17 protein-coding genes are annotated in these 18,904 nt (G+C 70.7%); 5 read left to right on the top strand and 12 right to left on the bottom strand.

Going from position 1 to position 18,904, the window contains the following annotated elements; translation table 11 throughout:
• Window positions 1-1,031, top strand: a 1,031-nt coding sequence (locus JJL56_RS33135; protein ID WP_247891101.1) for a methyl-accepting chemotaxis protein, incomplete at its 5' end; no start/stop codon positions are given.
• A gap of 121 nt (window positions 1,032-1,152) precedes the next feature.
• On the opposite strand, the gene JJL56_RS16465 is transcribed toward JJL56_RS33135, so the two are convergent.
• The 3 genes from JJL56_RS16465 to JJL56_RS16455 all read right to left on the bottom strand — a co-directional run bounded on the left by JJL56_RS16465 (window position 1,153) and on the right by JJL56_RS16455 (window position 2,806).
• Window positions 1,153-1,614, bottom strand: a complete 462-nt coding sequence (locus JJL56_RS16465; RefSeq protein WP_145627892.1) for an SH3 domain-containing protein — start codon at window positions 1,612-1,614, stop codon at window positions 1,153-1,155.
• 128 nt (window positions 1,615-1,742) lie between these two features.
• Entirely contained in the window at window positions 1,743-2,081 is a 339-nt protein-coding gene (locus JJL56_RS16460; RefSeq protein ID WP_200485655.1) for an AzlD domain-containing protein, read from the bottom strand.
• A complete protein-coding gene (locus JJL56_RS16455) occupies window positions 2,078-2,806 on the bottom strand; it encodes an AzlC family ABC transporter permease (RefSeq protein ID WP_145627895.1) in 729 nt (242 codons plus the stop codon). The genes JJL56_RS16460 and JJL56_RS16455 overlap by 4 nt, the downstream gene beginning before the upstream one ends.
• Window positions 2,807-3,015: 209 nt before the next feature.
• On the opposite strand from JJL56_RS16455, the gene trhA reads away from it, so the two are divergent.
• On the top strand, window positions 3,016-3,675 hold the full coding sequence (trhA, locus tag JJL56_RS16450; RefSeq protein WP_145627896.1) for a PAQR family membrane homeostasis protein TrhA: 660 nt from the start codon (window positions 3,016-3,018) through the stop codon (window positions 3,673-3,675).
• A 40-nt stretch (window positions 3,676-3,715) separates the two neighbouring features.
• On the opposite strand, the gene clpB is transcribed toward trhA, so the two are convergent.
• Window positions 3,716-6,346, bottom strand: a complete 2,631-nt coding sequence (gene clpB / locus JJL56_RS16445; protein WP_200485654.1) for an ATP-dependent chaperone ClpB — start codon at window positions 6,344-6,346, stop codon at window positions 3,716-3,718.
• Window positions 6,347-6,584: 238 nt separating this feature from the next.
• Here clpB and JJL56_RS16440 point away from each other — a divergent pair, with 238 nt between their 5' ends.
• Both JJL56_RS16440 and JJL56_RS16435 read left to right on the top strand, forming a co-directional pair.
• The gene (locus JJL56_RS16440; protein WP_145627900.1) at window positions 6,585-7,139 is read left to right on the top strand and encodes an NUDIX domain-containing protein; all 555 of its coding nucleotides are present in this window, start codon (window positions 6,585-6,587) and stop codon (window positions 7,137-7,139) included.
• Window positions 7,140-7,196: 57 nt separating this feature from the next.
• Window positions 7,197-7,991 (top strand): MOSC domain-containing protein, encoded by a 795-nt coding sequence (locus tag JJL56_RS16435; RefSeq protein WP_145627902.1) that lies wholly within the window; start codon window positions 7,197-7,199, stop codon window positions 7,989-7,991.
• Between the two features lie 80 nt (window positions 7,992-8,071).
• On the opposite strand, the gene JJL56_RS16430 is transcribed toward JJL56_RS16435, so the two are convergent.
• Window positions 8,072-8,512 (bottom strand): DUF4167 domain-containing protein, encoded by a 441-nt coding sequence (locus tag JJL56_RS16430; protein WP_145627903.1) that lies wholly within the window; start codon window positions 8,510-8,512, stop codon window positions 8,072-8,074.
• A 294-nt stretch (window positions 8,513-8,806) separates the two neighbouring features.
• Entirely contained in the window at window positions 8,807-9,661 is an 855-nt protein-coding gene (prmC, locus tag JJL56_RS16425) for a peptide chain release factor N(5)-glutamine methyltransferase (protein WP_145627905.1), read from the bottom strand.
• A gap of 119 nt (window positions 9,662-9,780) precedes the next feature.
• On the opposite strand from prmC, the gene JJL56_RS16420 reads away from it, so the two are divergent.
• On the top strand, window positions 9,781-10,164 hold the full coding sequence (locus tag JJL56_RS16420; RefSeq protein ID WP_200485653.1) for an endonuclease domain-containing protein: 384 nt from the start codon (window positions 9,781-9,783) through the stop codon (window positions 10,162-10,164).
• Between the two features lie 10 nt (window positions 10,165-10,174).
• On the opposite strand, the gene prfA is transcribed toward JJL56_RS16420, so the two are convergent.
• The 6 genes from prfA to JJL56_RS16390 form a co-directional block, all read right to left on the bottom strand.
• Complete coding sequence (prfA, locus tag JJL56_RS16415; RefSeq protein WP_200485652.1) at window positions 10,175-11,248, bottom strand: peptide chain release factor 1; 1,074 nt, start codon at window positions 11,246-11,248, stop codon at window positions 10,175-10,177.
• Window positions 11,223-12,578, bottom strand: a complete 1,356-nt coding sequence (hemA, locus tag JJL56_RS16410; RefSeq protein ID WP_200485651.1) for a glutamyl-tRNA reductase — start codon at window positions 12,576-12,578, stop codon at window positions 11,223-11,225. Before hemA ends, prfA begins: the two co-directional genes overlap by 26 nt.
• A gap of 113 nt (window positions 12,579-12,691) precedes the next feature.
• Entirely contained in the window at window positions 12,692-13,828 is a 1,137-nt protein-coding gene (ispG, locus tag JJL56_RS16405; protein WP_200485650.1) for a flavodoxin-dependent (E)-4-hydroxy-3-methylbut-2-enyl-diphosphate synthase, read from the bottom strand.
• Window positions 13,829-13,947: 119 nt separating this feature from the next.
• Window positions 13,948-15,288 (bottom strand): helix-turn-helix domain-containing protein, encoded by a 1,341-nt coding sequence (locus tag JJL56_RS16400; RefSeq protein WP_247891100.1) that lies wholly within the window; start codon window positions 15,286-15,288, stop codon window positions 13,948-13,950.
• Between the two features lie 178 nt (window positions 15,289-15,466).
• Window positions 15,467-17,767, bottom strand: coding sequence for a phosphoenolpyruvate--protein phosphotransferase (gene ptsP, locus JJL56_RS16395; protein ID WP_145627914.1), 2,301 nt, complete (start codon window positions 17,765-17,767; stop codon window positions 15,467-15,469).
• Window positions 17,767-18,885 (bottom strand): NAD(P)H-dependent flavin oxidoreductase, encoded by a 1,119-nt coding sequence (locus JJL56_RS16390; protein WP_247889593.1) that lies wholly within the window; start codon window positions 18,883-18,885, stop codon window positions 17,767-17,769. Before JJL56_RS16390 ends, ptsP begins: the two co-directional genes overlap by 1 nt.
• Window positions 18,886-18,904: the final 19 nt, after the last annotated feature.

The following is an 18,904-nucleotide window of genomic DNA, read 5'->3' as shown; positions in this document are numbered from 1 at the left end:
AGCGGGTGGAGCGCGACTATCAGGGCGCCTTCCAGACGCTGAAGACCGACGTCAACACCACCTCCGCCAAGCTGTCGGAGATCGTCGGCCAGATCACCCAGGCGGCGGACACAATCGCCTCGGCGGCGGGCGAGGTCTCCATCGGCTCCTCCGACCTCGCGGAGCGGACGGAGCAGCAGGCCTCCTCGCTGGAGGAGACGGCGGCGAGCATGGAGGAGCTGGGGGCGACCGTACGCTCCAACGCCGACAACGCCCAGCGCGCCAACGGCATGGCCACCGACGCCCGCACCGCCGCGGAGTCCGGCGGGACGGTGGCGGACTCGGCGATCGAGGCGATGAAGCGCATCGAGGCGTCGAGCCGCAAGATCACCGACATCATCGGGGTGATCGACGAGATCGCCTTCCAGACCAACCTGCTGGCGCTGAACGCGGCGGTGGAGGCGGCGCGGGCCGGCGACGCCGGGCGCGGCTTCGCCGTGGTGGCGCAGGAGGTGCGCAACCTCGCTCAGCGCTCCGCCCAGGCGTCCAAGGAGATCAAGGGCCTGATCCTGGACAGCGACGCCCAGGTGAAGGACGGGGTGGAGCTGGTCAAAAAGGCCGGCGACGCGCTGGAGGGCATCGTGTCGGGCGTCCAGCAGGTCGCCGGGCTGATCGCCGAGATGGCCTCGGCGTCGAGCGAGCAGGCGGCGGCGCTCGACGAGATCAACGCCACCGTCTCGCAAATGGACGAGATGACCCAGAAGAACGCCGCGCTGGTCGAGGAGACCACCGCCGCGGCGCAGGCGATGGCCGGTCAGGCGAACGACCTGAAGGGGCTGATCGGCTTCTTCAAGCTGGACCCGCGCGCCGTGCCGGTCGCCGTTGCGACCACCGCTGCGGCGTCGCGGCACGTCGCGCCGGTTGCCCGTACGGCCGCTCCGGCATCGCGCCCGTCCCGCGCCGCGGCCAAGCCGGCGGCTCGTGCGGTGTCCCATTCGGGCACCGCGCTCAAGCGCAACGTCAGCGAGGACGACGACTGGAAGGAGTTCTGAGAGGCGAGATCAGCCTTGCCCCCACCCTAACCCTCCCCCGCTTTCGCAGGGGAGGGAACTTTTCTCCCTCCCCCGCCCAGCGGGGGAGGGCCGGGGTAGGGGCAAGCCGTAACCCCCCGCCTCAGTTCGCGATCGGCGTCGCCTCGATCCTGCGGCGCGGCGCGGCCTTGATCGAGGGGCCGGCGTTGTCCTCCGGCTTGGCGACCGTTGTCGTCGTGCCGCGGGCCGTCTGGATGGGCGCGCTGCCGCGCAGGCGCAGCAGATGAATCCGCACATAGGCGGTCGACCCCACCGCCTGCACCGCCACCCAGTCGGTGCCGCGTGCGCGGCCCAGAACCTTCAGGGGCTGGCCGGGCGGGAAGGTGGCGACGATGGGCGCGCCGTTGCTCGGCTGCGACCGCAGCGCGGTGGTCTTGTCGGTTTCCCACTCGCCGGAGACAGTGTCGAGCCCGGCCGGGGATGCGCTGGCGGTCCCCTGCACGACGGGCGCGCGGTTGGTCCGCTGGCCCGTCTGGCAGGCGGTCAGCATCACCGCGCAGGCCACGGCGAGAGAGACGGGAACGAGGCGCAGGCGTCTGGTCATCACGGACTCTGTCGGGTAGCCCTTTCGATCGGACGACCATACAGGATGGCCCCCACCCGCGCCACCGCGCCGCGGCAAAGCCGCTATGCACTGTTTGTGGCAGGAAAGTGGCGCCGCCGGTTCCAGTCCTAGGCGAGGACGCCCAGCTGCCAGACGAAGAAGACGCCGAGCGCCACGGCGATGGTGAGGAGCTGCTTGCCCGTCACCACGCAGGCCAGGACGGCGGCCAGCGCGCCGACCAGTTGAGGGTTCCCCCAGGTCAGCTCCAATCCCTCGCCGTTCGGGGACAGGATCATCGGCACGATGATGGCGGTCAGCACCGTCACCGGAACGAAGCCCAGCGCCTGTTTCAGCAGCGGCGGAAAGACCACCCGGTCGCCCAGCACGAACAGCGCCGCCTTCACGAAGACGGTGACCGCCGCCATGCCCAGGATCATGACGGTGTTGGTCAGGACGGTCCCGCTCATGCCGCTTCCTCCTCCCGCCGTCCAGCCTCCAGCCCGCCGGAGCGCCAGCGCTGCAGGGCCATCCCGACGGTGACGCCGGCCACCACGGCGGCCATCAGCCCCAGCTTGTAGGGCACGTCCTGCCCCAGATAGGCCACGGCCCCTGCCGCCACCGCCGCCGCGAAGTTGGGCAGGCTGGCGAGCTGGGGGACGACGATGGCGATGAAGGTGGCGACCATCGCGAAGTCGAGCCCAAGCGACTGGAGCTGCGGAAAGGCCGCGCCGAACAGCAGCCCGACCAGGGTCCAGAACTGCCAGTTCGCGTACATCGACAGGCAGGAGCCCAGAAAGTACCAGTGCCCGAGCGGCGCCCGCGGATGCCGGGCGTAATAGCCGGCCATCACCGCGAAGGTCTCGTCCGTCAGGAAGAAGCCCAGCGTCCAGCGCCAGCGCGCCGGCAGATGGGCGACGTGCGGCAGCAGCGTGGCGGCGTAGAGGGCGTGGCGCAGGTTCACGATCAGGGTGGTCAGCCAGATCACCGCCAGCCCGGCGTGGCCGGCCACCAGACCGAGCGCGATGAACTGGCTGGATCCCGCGAAGACCGACAGGGACATGAGCTGCCCCTGCCACGCCGCCAGCGGCCCGGTGGCCACCAGCGTGCCGAAGATTATCCCGAAGGGCGCCGCGCCGATGACCATCGGCAGGGTGTCGCGGGCGCCGGCGGCAAAGCTGGATCGTCTGGTCATGATCGTTCTGAAGCGTCTTGTCGGACCGGTCCGTGGAACGGCGTCGGGCTGCGGACCATAGCGCTGCGACGGGCCATCCGCCCGCCTTTTATTGTCCGGGAGACAAGTCCATCCGGCTCCGCTTACCCTTGTGGGGTTACCGCCTCCGATGGGGCCGGGGTGCCGGGGGAGGGCTTTCCATCCGCCCGCCTTTCCGGCAGGCTGGTCCCATGAAGCCCGATTCCTGCTTCGAGTTTCCCGTCCACACGGCGGGGGAGCGTGCGGCGGACGCGGTCATCCACGCCATCGGCGTGATCGCCGGCCTGATCGGCGCGTCCTGGCTGCTGGTCGTGACGGCGGGCCACGCCTCCGCGACCGAGATGGTGTCGCTGGTCGCCTACGGCGCCGGGCTGGTCGGCATGCTGACCGCCTCCGCCGCCTACAACCTGGCACCGCCGGGGCGGCGCAAGGCGGTGCTGCGGCGGATCGACCACGCGATGATCTATGTGATGATCGCCGGAAGCTACACCCCCTTCACCCTGAACCGGCTGGACGGCGCCGCGGGAATCCCGCTGGGCATCGCGGTGTGGGTGGTGGCTCTGGGCGGGGCGGGGCTGAAGCTGTTCGCGTCCTGGCGGTACGAGCGGCTGGGCTTCGTGCTTTATCTCGGGCTCGGCTGGGCCATCCTGTCGGTGGCCGAACCGCTGTGGCGGTCGCTGTCCCCGGTCACGCTCGCCCTGCTGGCGGCGGGCGGGGTGGTCTACACGGTGGGGGCCTTCATCCACACAATGGACCGTCTGCCCTACAACATCCCGGTCTGGCACGCGCTGGTCGTCGTGGCGGCCTCCTGCCACTTCGCCGCGGTGGCGCGGGAATTCGTGGTGACGTGACGAACGAGGGGCCTCGCGAAAGGCCCCTCGCCACACGTCATCAATGCACGGTCGTCACCGGCTGCGTCGCCGCGCTGCGCACCTGGGCGGAGACGGGCAGGCCGTTGATGGTCAGCTCGCCGCCTTCCGCCCCAACCTTCACCGTCTGGCCGTCGGCGACGCGGCCCTCCAGGATCATGGTGGCGAGCGGGTTCTGAAGCTCCCGCTGGATCACCCGCTTCAGCGGACGCGCGCCGTAGACCGGGTCGTAGCCGGCCTCGGCCAGCCAGTGCGTCGCCGCCTCGTCCACCTCCAGCGTGATCTCGCGGTCGGCCAGCATCCTGACCAGCCGGCCGAGCTGGATCGTCACGATCCCGCCCATGTGGCTGCGGTCCAGGCGGTGGAACAGCAGGATCTCGTCCAGCCGGTTCAGGAACTCCGGCCGGAAGTGGGCGCGCACCACCTCCATCACCTCGTCGCGCACGGCGCCGCTGTCCTGGCCTTCCGGCTGGGCCGCCAGCACCTCGGAGCCTAGGTTCGAGGTCATGATGATGACCACGTTGCGGAAATCCACCGTCCGCCCCTGCCCGTCGGTCAGCCGCCCGTCGTCGAGCACCTGGAGCAGCACGTTGAAGACGTCCGGATGGGCCTTCTCCACCTCATCGAACAGGACGACCTGATAAGGCCGGCGGCGCACCGCCTCGGTCAGCGCCCCGCCCTCCTCATAGCCGACATAGCCCGGAGGCGCGCCGATCATACGGGCGACCGAGTGCTTCTCCATGTATTCCGACATGTCGAGCCGGACCATGGCCGTCTCGTCGTCGAACAGGAACTCGGCCAGCGCCTTGGTCAGCTCGGTCTTGCCGACGCCGGTCGGACCGAGGAACAGGAAGGAGCCGATCGGCCGGTTGGGGTCCTGCAGGCCAGCGCGGGCGCGGCGGACGGCGTTGGAGACCGCGACGATGGCCTCGTCCTGGCCGATCACGCGGGACTTCAGGCGGGTTTCCATCGCCAGCAGCTTCTCGCGCTCGCCGGCCAGCATCTTGTCCACCGGCACGCCGGTCCAGCGGCTGACCACGGCGGCGATGTCGCTGTCGCGCACCTCCTCGTTCAGCATGCGGTTGGCGGCGTGGGCATCCGCGTCCTTCAGCCGCTTCTCCAGCTCCGGGATCACGCCGTAGGCGAGTTCACCGGCCCGGCCCCAGTTGCCGTCGCGCTGCACCTGCTCCAGCTCGGTGCGGGCCTTCTCCAGGTCCTCCTTGATCTTCTGGGCGCCCTGGAGCTGGTCCTTCTCGGCCTGCCACTTGGCGGTCAGCTCGGCGGATTCCTGCTCCAGATCGGCCAGCTCGCCTTCCAGGTTGGCGAGCCGCGTGCGCGAGGCGTCGTCGGACTCGCGCTTCAGCGCCTCCCGCTCGATCTTGAGCTGGATGATCCGGCGGTCCAGCTCGTCGATGTTCTCCGGCTTGCTGTCCACGGCCATGCGCAGGCGGCTCGCCGCCTCGTCGATCAGGTCGATGGCCTTGTCGGGCAGGAAGCGGTCGGTGATGTAGCGGTTCGACAGGGTCGCCGCCGACACGATGGCCGCGTCGGTGATCCGCACTCCGTGGTGCACCTCGTAGCGCTCCTTCAGGCCGCGCAGGATGGAGATGGTGTCCTCCACCGTCGGCTCGGGCACGAAGACGGGCTGGAAGCGCCGGGCGAGTGCTGCGTCCTTCTCGATGTGCTTGCGGTACTCGTCCAGCGTGGTGGCACCGACACAGTGCAGCTCGCCGCGCGCCAGGGCGGGCTTCAGCATGTTGGAGGCGTCCATGGCGCCGTCCGCCTTGCCGGCCCCGACCAGCGTGTGCAGCTCGTCGATGAAGACGATGATCTCGCCCGCCGCCGCCTGGATCTCCTGGAGCACGGCCTTCAGCCGCTCCTCGAACTCGCCGCGGTACTTGGCGCCGGCCACCATGCCGGCGAGGTCGAGCGCCAGCAGCTTCTTGTTCTTCAGCCCCTCCGGCACGTCGCCCTTGACGATGCGCTGGGCGAGGCCCTCGACAATGGCGGTCTTGCCGACGCCCGGCTCGCCGATCAGGACGGGGTTGTTCTTGGTGCGCCGCGCCAGCACCTGGATGGTGCGGCGGATCTCCTCGTCGCGCCCGATGACGGGGTCGAGCTTGCCCTCCCGCGCCGACTCGGTGAGGTCGCGGGCGTATTTCTTCAGCGCGTCGTAGCCCTGCTCGGCGCTGGCCGTGTCGGCGGTGCGGCCCTTGCGGACCTCGTTGATCGCGGTGTTCAGCGCCTGCGGGGTGACGCCCGCGCGCTTCAGCACCGCGGCGGACGGCGTGCCGTCGGCCATGGCGAGCGCCAGCAGGATGCGCTCCGCCGTGACGTAGCTGTCGCCGGCCTTCTTGGCGACCGTCTCGGCCTGCTCGAACACGCGCGACAGTTCCGGGGTCAGGTACACCTGACCGGCGCCGGTGCCTTCCACCTTGGGCTGCTTGTCCAGCTCGGCGTCCACCCCCGACAGCGCCAGGGCGGGGTCGCCGCCGGCCGCACGGATCAGGTTGGCCGCCAGCCCCTCCTTGTCGTCCAGAAGGGTCTTCAGCAGGTGTTCCGGCGTCAGCCGCTGGTGGCCGCGCCGCAGGGCAAGGGTCTGCGCCGCCTGCACGAAGCCACGGCTGCGCTCGGTGTATTTTTCGAAGTCCATGATGTGCTCCCTTCATCGCCGACCGTCCGCGAGGCAGCCCGGTCAGTCCGATCCACGTTACCAGTGCGATCCGCAAGGATGCATGCGTCGCCGTAGATGTGGGAGAGGCCCATCCGTATGCAAGACCCCCCGAGGTGCGTGGTTATTGCTTTTGTCGGACCCGCGCCGAAAGGGTGGCTTTCCGCGGCCCCCCGGATAGGGCTAGGGTTTTCGTTCAATGCCACGGAATGCTTTTTTCATGACGGCGACGCCCACCAGCACCTCGCGCAACCCCTCACCCACGGCCCTGCGGCCCACTCTGACCTCCCCCCTGTTGCGGCTGGCCTGGCACGGCCGCAACGTCTGGCATTGGGTGGCGCGTCCGCTGACCATGGGGGTGCGGGGAATCATCCTGGACGACTCGGGCACCGGAGGGGGCGCCGGGGGCGGTCCGGCCTCGGTCCTGCTGATCCGTCACAGCTATGTCGGCGGCTGGCATTTTCCGGGCGGTGGAGTCGGAAAAGGGGAGACGCTGGTGGAGGCCATGCGGCGCGAGGTGCGGGAAGAGGTCGGGTTGACCGTGGAGAGCGGCCCGCAGCCCTTCGGCGTCTACGCCCGCTTCCGGCACGGGGCGAGCGACCATGTGGCGGTCTTCGTCGCGCAAGGATGGTCGGGAACGCTGCGGGCCGATGGGGTGGAGATCCTGGAGGCGCACTTCTTCCCGCTGGACCGGCTGCCGGAGGACACCTCCCCCGCGACGCGGCGGCGAATCGCCGAGTTCCAGGGTCGGGAGCCTTTGGCCGAGCGGTGGTGACGGTTTTCGATTGCGACGGTTGACAGAAGCGAACCGGTCCCACCATTGTGCGATGCAATGCCCGCGACCGTCGCCGCCATACGCCGCTACCCCGTGAAGGGGCTGAGCGGCCAGGATCTTCCCGCCGTTGACCTCGTCACCGGCCAACCCATCCCCTTTGACCGGCGCTTCGGCCTGCTGCACGGCCCGGCGGCCCAGACCGCGGATGTCGAGGGCTGGCGCCCCAACGAGGATTTCTTCACGCTCGACCGGAACGAGAAGTTGGCGCTGCTCGACACCGAGTTCGACGAAGCCACCCAGTCGCTGATCATCCGGCGCGGCGGCAAGCCGGTGTCGCGCGGGCGCCTGGACCAGCCGATGGGCCGGATGCTGGTCGAGCAGTTCTTCGCCGCCTATCTGGCCGGCGCGGCTCCCGGCCTGCCCAAGCTGGCCGAGGCCAGGCACCCGGCGCAGGGCGGCGGCTTTTCCTTCACCGACCGGGAAGAGGCCGCGGTCTCCATCCTCAATCTCGCCAGCGTGCGCGATCTGGAGGAGCGGGTGGCCAAGCAGCCGGTCGATCCGCGGCGCTTCCGCGCCAACCTGATGATCGACGGGCTGGAGCCCTGGGTGGAACGCCAGTGGATCGGCGCGCTGCTGTGCGTCGGCGGCGTCACCCTGCGCATCTGCGACCATAAGGACTGCCGGCCGTCCAGCGAGGTCAATCCGGCGACCGGCGCGCGCGACCTCAACACGCTTCCCATCCTGGAACGCGGTTACGACCACACGCAGTGCGGCGTCTATGCCCGGGTGGTGCATGGGGGCCGGATCGCGGTGGGCGACCCGGTGTCGTTGGCCGAAGACCTGCCGGCCTGAAACCGAACATTCCTGAAGCCGGCCAGTCCTGAAACCGGGTGTCGCCGGCCTCGGGACTGACGGGCGTCAGACTCTTTGTATCAGGCGCTCATCGGGGTGCGTTCGTCGGCAACGGTGTCGGACTCGTCGCCCATCTCGCCGTCGTCCTCGTCCTCCGCCGAACCGCCCATGCTGGGCTGCGGGCCGAGGCCCGCGGTGCCGACGTTGCCGCGCTGGCGGTTTTCCGATTCCTGGATCTGGTTGATGATGCGGAAATAATGCTCCGCATGCTGCATGTAGTTTTCCGCCTGGACGCGGTCGCCGGACGAGGAGGCGTCGCGGGCCAGCGCCAGATACTTCTCATGGACCTGCCACGCGTTGCCGCGGATGCGCACGTCCGGACCATTGCTGTCGAAGGTCTGGTGACGCAGCGGAACGTTCTGCCGGCGGTTGCCGCCGCCACCTCCGCCGCCGCCACCTCCGCCACCACCGCCGCCGTTGCCACGACCGCGCGAGCGCCTGGAGTTCGGTCCTTGTCTCATTTGGCTCTTATGGCCCCATGTAAGAGAAGTGCAATCCCGCGAACGCCCTGGCTGACCATCCGGTCGCCGAGCCCGCCGCGGAACCAACCGCGGATGGGTCGCAGGGATCAAATCGACGCGCCCAACCGATCAACCGGTCTGCCGGTCTGCCTTCTCGGACGTCCGCCCAACCGCGCGGGGTTTCCGGAGGCCATGGGACGCCCTGGGATGATCGTCCCTGGGCCATCGTCGTACTTGCACCCTACTGGGGACCGCGCGCCAATCCAACCTTTTTTTTGGGGGGATGGGGCGAAATCACACGCGCTTCCACCCCAGGACACAGCGTTCCACGCCGCCCAGATCCCGGAAGACGCCCGCCGGTTCCAGCCCGGCGGCGGCCAGCAGCCCCGTCACGTCCGCCGCCTGGCCTTGCCCGACCTCCAGCCCGGCCAGACCACCCGGCTGGAGCAGGTCCGGAAGCTGGGAGGCGATGATCCGGTAAGCGTTCAGCCCGTCCGCGCCGCCGTCCAGCGCGCGCAGCGGGTCGTGCTCCCGCACCTCCGGGTCCAGGGCGGCGATGTCGGCGCTGGGGATGTAGGGCGGGTTGGAGACGACGACGGCGAACCGCTCGGCCAGCCCGGCGCCCCAGTTCCCGGTCTGGAAGCGCGCCCGCTCCGCCAGCCCGTTGCGCGCCGCGTTCTCCGTGGCGGCGGCCACCGCGCCGGGGCTGAGATCGACGCCAAGGCCGCTGGCGTTGGGCAGTTCGGCCAGCAGGGCCAGCAGGATGCAACCGGTGCCGGTGCCGAGGTCGAGCAGCCGCAGCGGCGCGTTGCGGTCGGACAGGGCCTTCAGCACCGCTTCCACCAGCGTCTCGGTGTCGGGACGGGGTTCGAGGGTGTCGGGGGTGAGGGCGAGGTCGATCGTCCAGAACTCGCGATGGCCCAGGATGCGCCCCACCGGCTCCCGCGCCGCCCGCCGCTCGACCAGGGCGAGGAGGCGCGCGGTGTCCGGTTCGGGCACGGGGTCGTTGGCCCGGGTGAACAGGTCATGGCGGGTGACGCCCAGCGCGTGCTCGACCAGAAGGCGCGCGTCGAGGTCGGGGGTGTCCACCCCGGCCTCGCGCAGGCGGGCCTCGGCGGTGCGGCGGAGTTGGTGAAGCGTGATGGTCATGAATTGCCCCCCAGCCCTCCCCCGCCGTTGGCGGTGGAGGGAGCTTGAACGCTGCGTCGCTTTGTCCCCTCCACCGCACAGCGGGGGAGGGTTAGGGAGGGGGCAAGAGGTAGGCCACCATGCCCCGTATCAAGGAAAACACGCGCGACCGCGCCCGAACCATGCGCCATGTCCCGACCGACGCGGAGCGGAAGCTTTGGGCGATTGTGCGGCGGCGCCAGATCGATGGATGGTATTTCCGGCGTCAGCACCCGATCCCTCCCTACATCGCGGACTTCGCCTGCGTCGAAGCGCGGCTGGTGGTTGAGGCGGATGGCGGCCAGCACGCCGACTCCGCCTACGATTCCGCCCGGGACGAGCATTTGCGGCAACACGGCTGGCGAATCCTGCGCTTCTGGAACAACGACGTGCTGAACAAGCCGGAGGGCGTGGCGCGCATGATCGGCGAAGCGCTCGGCCCCCTCCCCGACCCTCCCCCGCCGTTGGCGGTGGAGGGGGAATAGACAACCCGCCCTATTGCAGTTCCGACAGCCGCGCCGCCTCGTCCTCGGCCGTCAGCGCGTCGATCAGCTCGTCCAGCGCCTCGCCGGCCATCACCTTCTCGATCTTGTAGAGCGTCAGGTTGATGCGGTGGTCGGTCACCCGGCCCTGTGGGAAGTTGTAGGTGCGGATGCGCTCCGAGCGGTCGCCGGAACCCACCTGGCTCTTGCGGTCGGCGGCGCGGACCTTGTCCTTCTCGGCGCGCTCCCGCTCGTAGAGACGGGCGCGCAGCACCTTCAGGGCCTTGGCCTTGTTCTTGTGCTGGCTCTTCTCGTCCTGCTGGCTGACGACGAGGCCGGTCGGCAGGTGGGTGATGCGCACCGCGCTGTCCGTCGTGTTCACCGACTGGCCGCCGGGACCGCTGGAGCGGAACACGTCGATGCGCAGGTCCTTCTCGTCGATGTGGATGTCCACCTCCTCCGCCTCGGGCAGCACCGCGACGGTGGCGGCGGAGGTGTGGATGCGCCCCTGGGTCTCGGTCGCCGGGACGCGCTGCACGCGGTGGACCCCCGATTCGAACTTCAGCCGGGCGAACACGTTGCGGCCGGTGATGTTGGCGATGGCCTCCTTGTAGCCGCCGATGCCGGTCTCGCTGACCTCCATCGTCTCGAACCGCCAACCCTGAAGCCCGGCGTAGCGGCGGTACATCTCGAACAGCTCCGCGGCGAACAGGGCCGCCTCGTCGCCGCCGGTGCCGGCGCGCACCTCCAGGATGGCGTTCTTCTCGTCCGCCTCGTCCTTGGGCAGCAGGGAAATCTGCACCCGGCGCTCCAGGGCGGGGATGCGGCGGGTGAGATCGCCGAACTCCTCCTCGGCCAGCGCCTTCATGTCGGCGTCACCCGCCGGGTCGGCGATCATGCCGGCGAGGTCGGCGGCCTCGGCCTTCGCCTTCTTCAGCTCTCCGATGGCCTCGGCCACCGGGGTTAGGTCGGCATATTCCTTCGACAGCCGGGCGAAGTCCGCCGGGTCCACCGTCCCCGCCGCCATCGCGTCCCGCAGCTCGTCATGGCGGGCCACGACCCTATTGAACTTCTCGTCCAGGCTCACGTCGCTCGTCCTTATCCAAATCACTCCCGGCGCCAAGGCCGGCACCTGGGCCGGCGCCCAGACCGGTTCCGGCGGGCTCGTCCAGCCGGAACAGCCGGAACAGCAGCCGTTCCGCCGCCGCCCGCTCCGCCATCCCGGCACCGTCCGGCTCCGCCGCCATGGCGCGCAGCGCCTCCGACGGGCCGTGCAGCAGCCGGTTGACCAGCAGCCGCGTCGCCGACGCCGCGTCCAGCCCCCGCTGATCGTCCAGCAGGCGCCGCCGCTCCGTCTCGAAATGCGTCCGCAGCGCCGCCACGGCGGGCACCGCGGCGCGCTCGGCCCGGTGGCGGGCGAAGGCCGCCAGGGCCTCGTCCACGATGGTCCAGGCCGCCTGGGTCGCCGCCTCGCGCCCCACCCGCCCCTGCAGCGCCACGCGCTCCAGGTCGGCGAGGTCGTAGACGAAGGCCTCGTCCAGCCCGGCGACGTCCGGATCGACGTCGGCGGGGATCGCCGCGTCCACCACGAACACCGGGCGCCGGCGGCGGCGCTTCAAGGCCGCCCCCAACTGCGGCGCGGAAAGGATATAGCGCCCCAGACCCGCCGCGGTCACCACGATATCCGCGCTGGTCAGCGCCGAATCGAGATCGGCCCAGGGCGCGAAGTGGCTGTCCAGCCGCCGCGCCGCCGCTTCGGCCCGGCGGTCCACCGGGGCGGCGACGGTCAGCCGCCCCAGCCCGGCCTCGCGCAGACCCTCCAGCACCAGGGCGCCCATGTCGCCCAGCCCCATCAGCAGGCCGGTGCAGCGCTTCAGGTCACCGTGCAGGTCGCGCGCCACCTGGACCGCCGCGGCGACCAGCGAGGTGGCGCCCTCGGCGATCGGCGTCTCGCGGCGCACCCGCTTGGCGGCGCCGTAGGCGGCCTGGAGAAGCACCTCCAGTTCCGGCCCGGACAGGCCGGCGGCGGCGGCGTGGCGATGGGCGGCCTTGACCTGCCCCAGGATGTGCGGCTCGCCGATGATCTGGCTGTCGAGCGAGCAGGCGACGGCGAAGACGTGCCGCACCGCCGCCGCACCGGTCAGGGTGTAGAGCTGCCCGGCGAGGTCGGTGTCCCCCAGCCCCACCCGCTCCGCCATGATCCTGGCGATGGCCAGCGCCGCCTCGTTCGGGCGCTCGTGGACCGCCTGCACTTCGACCCGGTCGCAGGTGCTGAGCCACATGGCCTGGGCGATGCCGGCGGCGCTCAGCCGCTCCAGCATAGCCGGGACCTCCGCCTCCTCCGTCGTCAGACGGTCGCGGATCGCGCCGGAGCAGGACCGGTGGCTGGCGCCGATGACGAAGTAGGAAGCGGTCACTCTGACTCTGGCCCAGGCCGCGGCACGGCCCACAAGAATGATACGATTGCCGCGGATTTAAGCACGGATGGCACGGAGCGTCCTTAACTCAATTTCCGCCCGCGCCGGTTCCGTCACTCGGCGGCCGGTTCCGCAGCCTTCTCCGCCGCCTTTGCAGCCTCGATCTCGGCGGCCTTCTTCTCGACCAGCCCGACGAGGTGGTTCACGATGTCCTGGTCCTTCAGCCGGTGGTCGGTGACGCCGGACAGATAGACCTGATGGGTGTTGTTGCCGCCACCGGTCAGGCCGATGTCGGTCTCGCGCGCCTCGCCGGGGCCGTTGACCACGCAGCCGATGACCGACAGGGTCAGCGGCGTGGTGATGTGGGCGAGCCGCGCCTCCAGCGTCTCCACCGTCTTGATGACGTTGAAGTTCTGCCGCGCGCAGCTCGGGCAGGAGATGACCGTGACGCCGCGCCGCCGCAGGCCCAGCGACTTTAGCATCTCGTAGCCGACCTGGACCTCCTCTGCCGGCTCGGCCGACAGGGACACGCGGATGGTGTCGCCGATGCCCGACCACAGCAGCATGCCCAGCCCGATCGACGACTTCACCGTCCCGGCGCGCAGGCCGCCGGCCTCGGTGATGCCAATGTGCAGCGGATAGTCGCAGGCCTCGGCCAGGCCCTGGTAGGCGGCCACCGCCAGGAACACGTCGGACGCCTTCACCGAGATCTTGAACTCGGTGAAGTCATGGTCCTCCAGGATCTTGGCGTGATTCAGGGCGCTCTCGACCAGCGCCTCCGGGCAGGGCTCGCCGTACTTCTCCAGCAGGTCCTGCTCCAGCGAGCCGGCGTTGACGCCGATGCGCATGGAGCAGCCGTAGTCCTTGGCGGCCTTCACCACCTCGCGCACCCGCTCCGCCGAGCCGATGTTGCCGGGGTTGATGCGCAGGCAGGCCGCCCCGCTCTGCGCCGCCTCGATGGCGCGCTTGTAGTGGAAATGGATGTCCGCGACGATCGGCACCGAGACCTGCGGCACGATCTGCTTCAACGCCAGCGCCGATTCCTGGTCGGGGCAGGAGACGCGCACGATGTCGGCGCCCACCCGCTCCGCCGCCTGGATCTGCGCCACCGTCGCCGCCACGTCGGCGGTCGGCGTGTTGGTCATCGTCTGCACCGAGATCGGCGCATCGCCGCCGACGAGCACGTTGCCCACCCGGATCTGGCGGGACTTGCGGCGAAGGATCTGGCGGTAGGCGCGCACGCTGCTCATGGGCTGTGGCCTCGGGGCATGAATCGGGTCCGGCGCGATCTTATAGCGCAGCCGGCGTCACGCCAGAAGTGCGGTCCGCCGCGCCGGATTCAAGGGAAAAAGCCGTGAATGCCCCGTCCTCAATGGGCGGGAGCGGCGCCGCGCAGGGTCGGGGCGTGCTGGTCCAGCGACACGTCGCGCAACACCTGCCCGACCGCCCCCATCGGCGCGCCGTCCACCCCGTCGGTGACGACGACCAGCCCGCCGGCGTTGCCGGTGCGGACGCGGATGCCGGAGCGATCGGGCACGCGGTAGACGTCGCCCGGCTTCAGCACGCGGGTGAAGATGATCTCGCCGCTGTTGTCTCGCACCTGAATCCAGCTGTCCTGCGTGGCGCGGAGTTGGATGCGCGAAGCCGCGTTCTGCGTGCCGTAGACCTTCGACGGCAGCGCCCCGTCCGCCGGAGGCGCCGCGGGGGCCGTGGGCGGCAGGCTGGCGATCGCCGGGGCGGCGGGGGTGAGCGGGGTCGGCTCCTGCGTGGCGCCCTCGGACTCGTCGTCCTCGGCCGGAGGCGGCGGGACGTTCACCAGGGCCGAGGGCGCGGGGGCCGGAGCCGGGGCCGCCGTGGGAGCGTTCGGCTTGGCGGAAGCGGCCGGCGCCGGCTGGGCGACCACCGCAGCGGGGGCCGGGGCGGGCTTCGCCGGAGCCGAAGAGGCTGGGGCCTGGGCGGTCGGGACCTGGGCGGTCGGGACCTGGGCAGTCGGGGCCGGGGCGGTTGAGGCCGGGGCGGCGGGAGCCGGGGCCGCCGGAACAGGCACCGCCGTGGACGCGCCACCGGCCGCGGGCGGGACGGACACCGGGGGAACCGCCGAAGCGGACGGGGCCTCCGCCATCACGGTCGGAACGGACGCCGGGGCGGCGGGCGACTCGGCGGGCGCCGGCACCGTGGCGTTCTGTCCGCCACCGTTCTGGCTGGCGTTGAAGGGCAGCGTGTCGAGCAGCGAGACCAGCCGGTCGGGCAGGGTCGGGACCAGATCGACCATCGTCCGGTCGGTCGCCGACAGATAGTACCAGCCGCCATAGACGATGCCGGCCAGCACCATCGTGCCGAGCAGGACCGTGCCGCCGGGGATGCGGCCTTCCGGCACCGGGGTCGGGAAATAGAGCTGCTGGCTGCGCGTGCGGCCCGCCGCCTCGTCCTTGTAGCGGGTGAGGATGGTGTCCGGGTCGAGCCCCAGGCATTCCGCGTAGGAGCGCAGGAAGCCCGCGGCGTAGGTGGTGCCCGGCAGGTCCTCGAACCGGCCCGCCTCGATGGCCTGGAGGTAGGGGTAGCGGATGCGCAGCATCGTCGCGACCTCGCGCAGGTCGTAGCCGAGGCTCTCGCGCGTCTCGCGCAGGGTGTCGGACACGCTGGGGCCGGTCTGCGCCGGGCCGTCCTGCGCGGGGTCGTAGGAGCCGAAAACCTTGCGCTTGCCCATCATCTCAACCGTACCGTCGCCTCGGATGACTTATGGTCGCACCCCCGGCATGGGTACGCCAGCCGCGGGATCGGCGCAACCGGGAACGACCGTGATCCTGCCATCTTGTATACGCCCTTCGTCCGGACCGCTGTAACAAAACGCCGATACCGGACATGATTCCGGAAGGGTCGGCGCGGCCTCAGATGATGACGCCGTGGTCCTTGGCGAAGCTGCGCAACTTGTCGCGCAGGCTGTGGTCGCCGCGCAGATAGAGCCCGTTCATGTACTGGCGCAGCGCCGCCACGTCCAGGGAGCGCAGCATCGTCTTCACCGGCCCGACCGAGGGCGGCGACATCGACAGGGTGCGGAAGCCGATGCCGATCAGCGCCATGGCGTCGAGCGGCCGGCCGGCCATCTCGCCGCAGATGCTGACCGGGACGTTGGCGTCGCCGCAGGCCTCGACCAGCCGCCGCAGCAGGCTGAGCATGGCCGGCGACAGCGGGTCGTAGCGGCCGGAGGTGCGCGGGTTGCCGCGGTCGCTGGCGAAGATGTACTGGGTCAGGTCGTTGGAGCCGACCGACAGGAAATCCACCCGTGGCAGCAGGGCCGGCAACTGCCACAGCAGCGCCGGCACCTCGATCATCGTGCCGACGCGCACGCGGCTGGGCGGCTCGCCGCCCTGGCTCGCCAGCCGGGTGATCTCCAGGTCGAGCAGGCGGCGGGCGGCGTCGAATTCCGCCACCTCGGCGATCATCGGGAACATCACCGACAGCGGACGCCCGGCGGACGCCCGCAGCAGCGCGCGCAGCTGCTGGCGCAGCAGCGACGGGTGGTCCAGTCCGATGCGGATGGCCCGCCAGCCGAGCGCCGGATTCTCCTCCCCCTCGCTGGCCGCGATGTAGGGCAGCATCTTGTCACCGCCGACGTCGAGCGTGCGGAAGACCACCGGCTTGTCGTCGGTCTGGTCGAGGATGCGGGAATAGAGGTCGGTCTGCGCGTGGACGTCCGGGTAGGTGGAGCGCACCATGAAGGGGATTTCGGTGCGGTAGAGGCCGATCCCCTCCGCCCCGCTGGCCTTCAGATGCGGCAGGTCGATCAGCAGGCCGCAGTTCAGCTGGATGGAGATCGGCACGCCGTCCCGCGTCACCGAGGGCAGCGCGCGGATCGCCTCGTACATCTGCTCCTTGCGGGCGCGCAGGGCCACGGCCTCCGCGAAGGCCATCTGGATGTCCTCCGCCGGGCGGACGAAGGCCTGCCCGTGGTCGCCGTCCACGATCACCGGGTCCAGCGGCTCGATCCGGTTCAGCGCGTCGGGCGCCTGCACCACCGGAATGTTCAGCGCGCGGGCCACGATGCAGACGTGGCTGGACGGCGAGCCTTCCTCCAGGATCACGCCGCGCAGGCGGCGCTGGTCGTAGTCGAGAAGCTCCGCCGGCCCCATGGACCGCGCGACCAGGACGATGTCCTCCGGCAGCGTGCCGCCGTCGGCCTCCGACTTGCGCCCGGCGAGATGCTGGAGCAGCCGGTTGGTCAGATCCTCCAGGTCGAGCAGCCGTTCGCGGATGTAGGGGTCCGTCAGGTGGCTCATGCGGGCGCGGGTGTCGTTCTGCACCTGCTGCACCGCCCCTTCCGCCGTCAGCCCCATGCGGATCGCCTCGCGGATGCGCGACAGCCACCCGCGGTCCTCCGCGAACATGCGGTAGGTTTCCAGAATGTCCTTGGGCTCGCTCAGTCCCGCCAGCGCCGCCGCGTTCAACAGGTCGTCGATGGCGCTGTGCATGGTGGCGATGGCGGCGTTCAGCCGGGCCAGCTCGCTCTCCGCGTCCTCCGACACCATCTGGCGGATGGTCAGCTGCGGGCGGTGGATCACCGCCAGACCCATCGCCAGACCACTGGCCAGCGACGTGCCCGACAGGCGGGCCGGCAGCAGGGCCGGATCGCCGGTGGAGGCGACCTCCTGCGGGTTGACCAGTTCGCCCTGGGCAACCAGCTCGGCCACCACCATGGCGATGGTCTGGAGCGTCTCGACCTCGACCTCGGTGTAGCGGCGGCGGTCCTTGTGCTGGATGACCAGGACGCCGCGGACCTTGCCGCCGCGCAGGATCGGCACGCCGGCCAGCGACAGGAAGGGGTCCTCCCCGGTTTCCGGGCGGTAGACGAAGCTGGGGTGTGACGGCGCGTTGTCCAGCGCGATGGGCCGCGCGTGGCCGGCGATGTCGCCGACGATGCCCTCGCCTACGCGCAGGCGGGTGTTGTGCACGGCGTCCTGGTTCAGGCCGACGGTGGAGAACAGCTCCAGCACCTCGCCCGCCCGCATGACGTAGCAGGAGCAGACGTCCGCCCCCATCTCCATGCCGATCAGCGTGACGATCTTGTCCAGCCGCTCCTGGCCGGAGCCGGACCCCGCCATGACGTCGCGCAGCCGCGCCAGCAGGCGGCGCGACGCGGCGCCGTCGAAGCCCGGCGAACCGGCGGGGATGTCGCCCAGGACGCCGGTCATCAGGCCGCTCCCAGGATGGCCGATTGACCGATCACCGGCTGCCCGCCCACCGCGGGCGACCGGTCGGAGGATCGGTCGGAGGACGGCGGGCAGCGGGCGGCCAGCGCCGCTTCGGCCTGGGCGATCAGGTCGCCGATGATCTCGGCCACCGGCTGCTCGCGCGTGACCAGCCCGACGCTCTGCCCGGCCATCAGCGAGCCGCTTTCAACGTCGCCGTCGATCACCGCGCGGCGCAGCGCGCCGGCCCAGAAATGCTCGATCTCCAGAATGCCTTCGTCGCGCGTCTTCTCGCCGCGGTCCACGCGGGCGATGACCTCGCGCTGAAGCTCCATGAAGCGCTTCGACCCGGCGTTGGTCAGCGCCCGCACCGGGATCACCGGAAAGCGCGGGTCGATCTGCACCGACGCCTGGGCGTCGCGCGCCGAGGCCTTGATGAAGACCTGCTTGAAGCGCTGGTGCGCGATGGATTCGGTGGCGCAGACGAAGCGGGTGCCGATCTGCACGCCCGCCGCCCCCTGCTCCAGATAGGACAGGATGGCCTCGCCGCGCCCGATGCCACCGGCCACGAAGACCGGGACCTCGCGCAGGTCGGGCAGGATCTCCTGCGCCAGGACGGTGGTGGAGACGGGGCCGATGTGGCCGCCGGCCTCCGTGCCCTCGATCACCAGGGCGTCGATGCCGAGCTTGACCATCCGCCTGCCGCTGACCAGCGTCGGGGCGAAGGTCATGGCGCGGGCGCCGCCGTCCTTGATCCGCTTGATGGTGGCGCCGCTGGGGAAGCCCCCGGCGATCACCACGTGGCTCACCGCCAGCTCCCGGCAGACGTCGATCAGACGGCCGAGGTCCGGGTGCATGTTGATGAGGTTGACGCCAAAGGGCTTCGCCGTCAGCGCCTGCGTGGCGGCGATCTCCGCCGCCAGCAGGTCCGGCGGCATCGAGCCGCAGGCGAGAACGCCAAAGCCGCCGGCGTTGGAGATGGCGGAGACGAGGCGGCGTTCCGACACCCAGCTCATCGCGCCGCCCATGATGGCGGTGCGCGTGCCGAGGAAGGCGCAGCCACGCTCCCACAGCCGGTCGAGTCGGGCGTCTGCGACCGCGTCGGACCTGGCGTCGGTCATCGCCGCCCCTCCCCCTTCA

Source organism: Azospirillum aestuarii, assembly GCF_016632405.1.
GTDB classification, from domain to species: Bacteria; Pseudomonadota; Alphaproteobacteria; order Azospirillales; family Azospirillaceae; genus Azospirillum; species Azospirillum aestuarii.
The sequence above is the reverse complement of the archived record's forward strand: the minus strand, read 5'-3'. Positions and strand labels throughout refer to the sequence as shown.

Bases quoted from the DNA above. Each gene is read 5' to 3' on its own strand.
- JJL56_RS16465 (WP_145627892.1), bottom strand. From the start codon at position 1,614: ATGACCAGACGCCTGCGCCTCGTTCCCGTCTCTCTCGCCGTGGCCTGC.
- JJL56_RS16460 (WP_200485655.1), bottom strand. From the start codon at position 2,081: ATGAGCGGGACCGTCCTGACCAACACCGTCATGATCCTGGGCATGGCG.
- JJL56_RS16455 (WP_145627895.1), bottom strand. From the start codon at position 2,806: ATGACCAGACGATCCAGCTTTGCCGCCGGCGCCCGCGACACCCTGCCG.
- trhA (WP_145627896.1), top strand. From the start codon at position 3,016: ATGAAGCCCGATTCCTGCTTCGAGTTTCCCGTCCACACGGCGGGGGAG.
- clpB (WP_200485654.1), bottom strand. From the start codon at position 6,346: ATGGACTTCGAAAAATACACCGAGCGCAGCCGTGGCTTCGTGCAGGCG.
- JJL56_RS16440 (WP_145627900.1), top strand. From the start codon at position 6,585: ATGACGGCGACGCCCACCAGCACCTCGCGCAACCCCTCACCCACGGCC.
- JJL56_RS16435 (WP_145627902.1), top strand. From the start codon at position 7,197: ATGCCCGCGACCGTCGCCGCCATACGCCGCTACCCCGTGAAGGGGCTG.
- JJL56_RS16430 (WP_145627903.1), bottom strand. From the start codon at position 8,512: ATGAGACAAGGACCGAACTCCAGGCGCTCGCGCGGTCGTGGCAACGGC.
- prmC (WP_145627905.1), bottom strand. From the start codon at position 9,661: ATGACCATCACGCTTCACCAACTCCGCCGCACCGCCGAGGCCCGCCTG.
- JJL56_RS16420 (WP_200485653.1), top strand. From the start codon at position 9,781: ATGCCCCGTATCAAGGAAAACACGCGCGACCGCGCCCGAACCATGCGC.
- ispG (WP_200485650.1), bottom strand. From the start codon at position 13,828: ATGAGCAGCGTGCGCGCCTACCGCCAGATCCTTCGCCGCAAGTCCCGC.
- JJL56_RS16400 (WP_247891100.1), bottom strand. From the start codon at position 15,288: ATGATGGGCAAGCGCAAGGTTTTCGGCTCCTACGACCCCGCGCAGGAC.
- ptsP (WP_145627914.1), bottom strand. From the start codon at position 17,767: ATGACCGGCGTCCTGGGCGACATCCCCGCCGGTTCGCCGGGCTTCGAC.
- JJL56_RS16390 (WP_247889593.1), bottom strand. From the start codon at position 18,885: ATGACCGACGCCAGGTCCGACGCGGTCGCAGACGCCCGACTCGACCGG.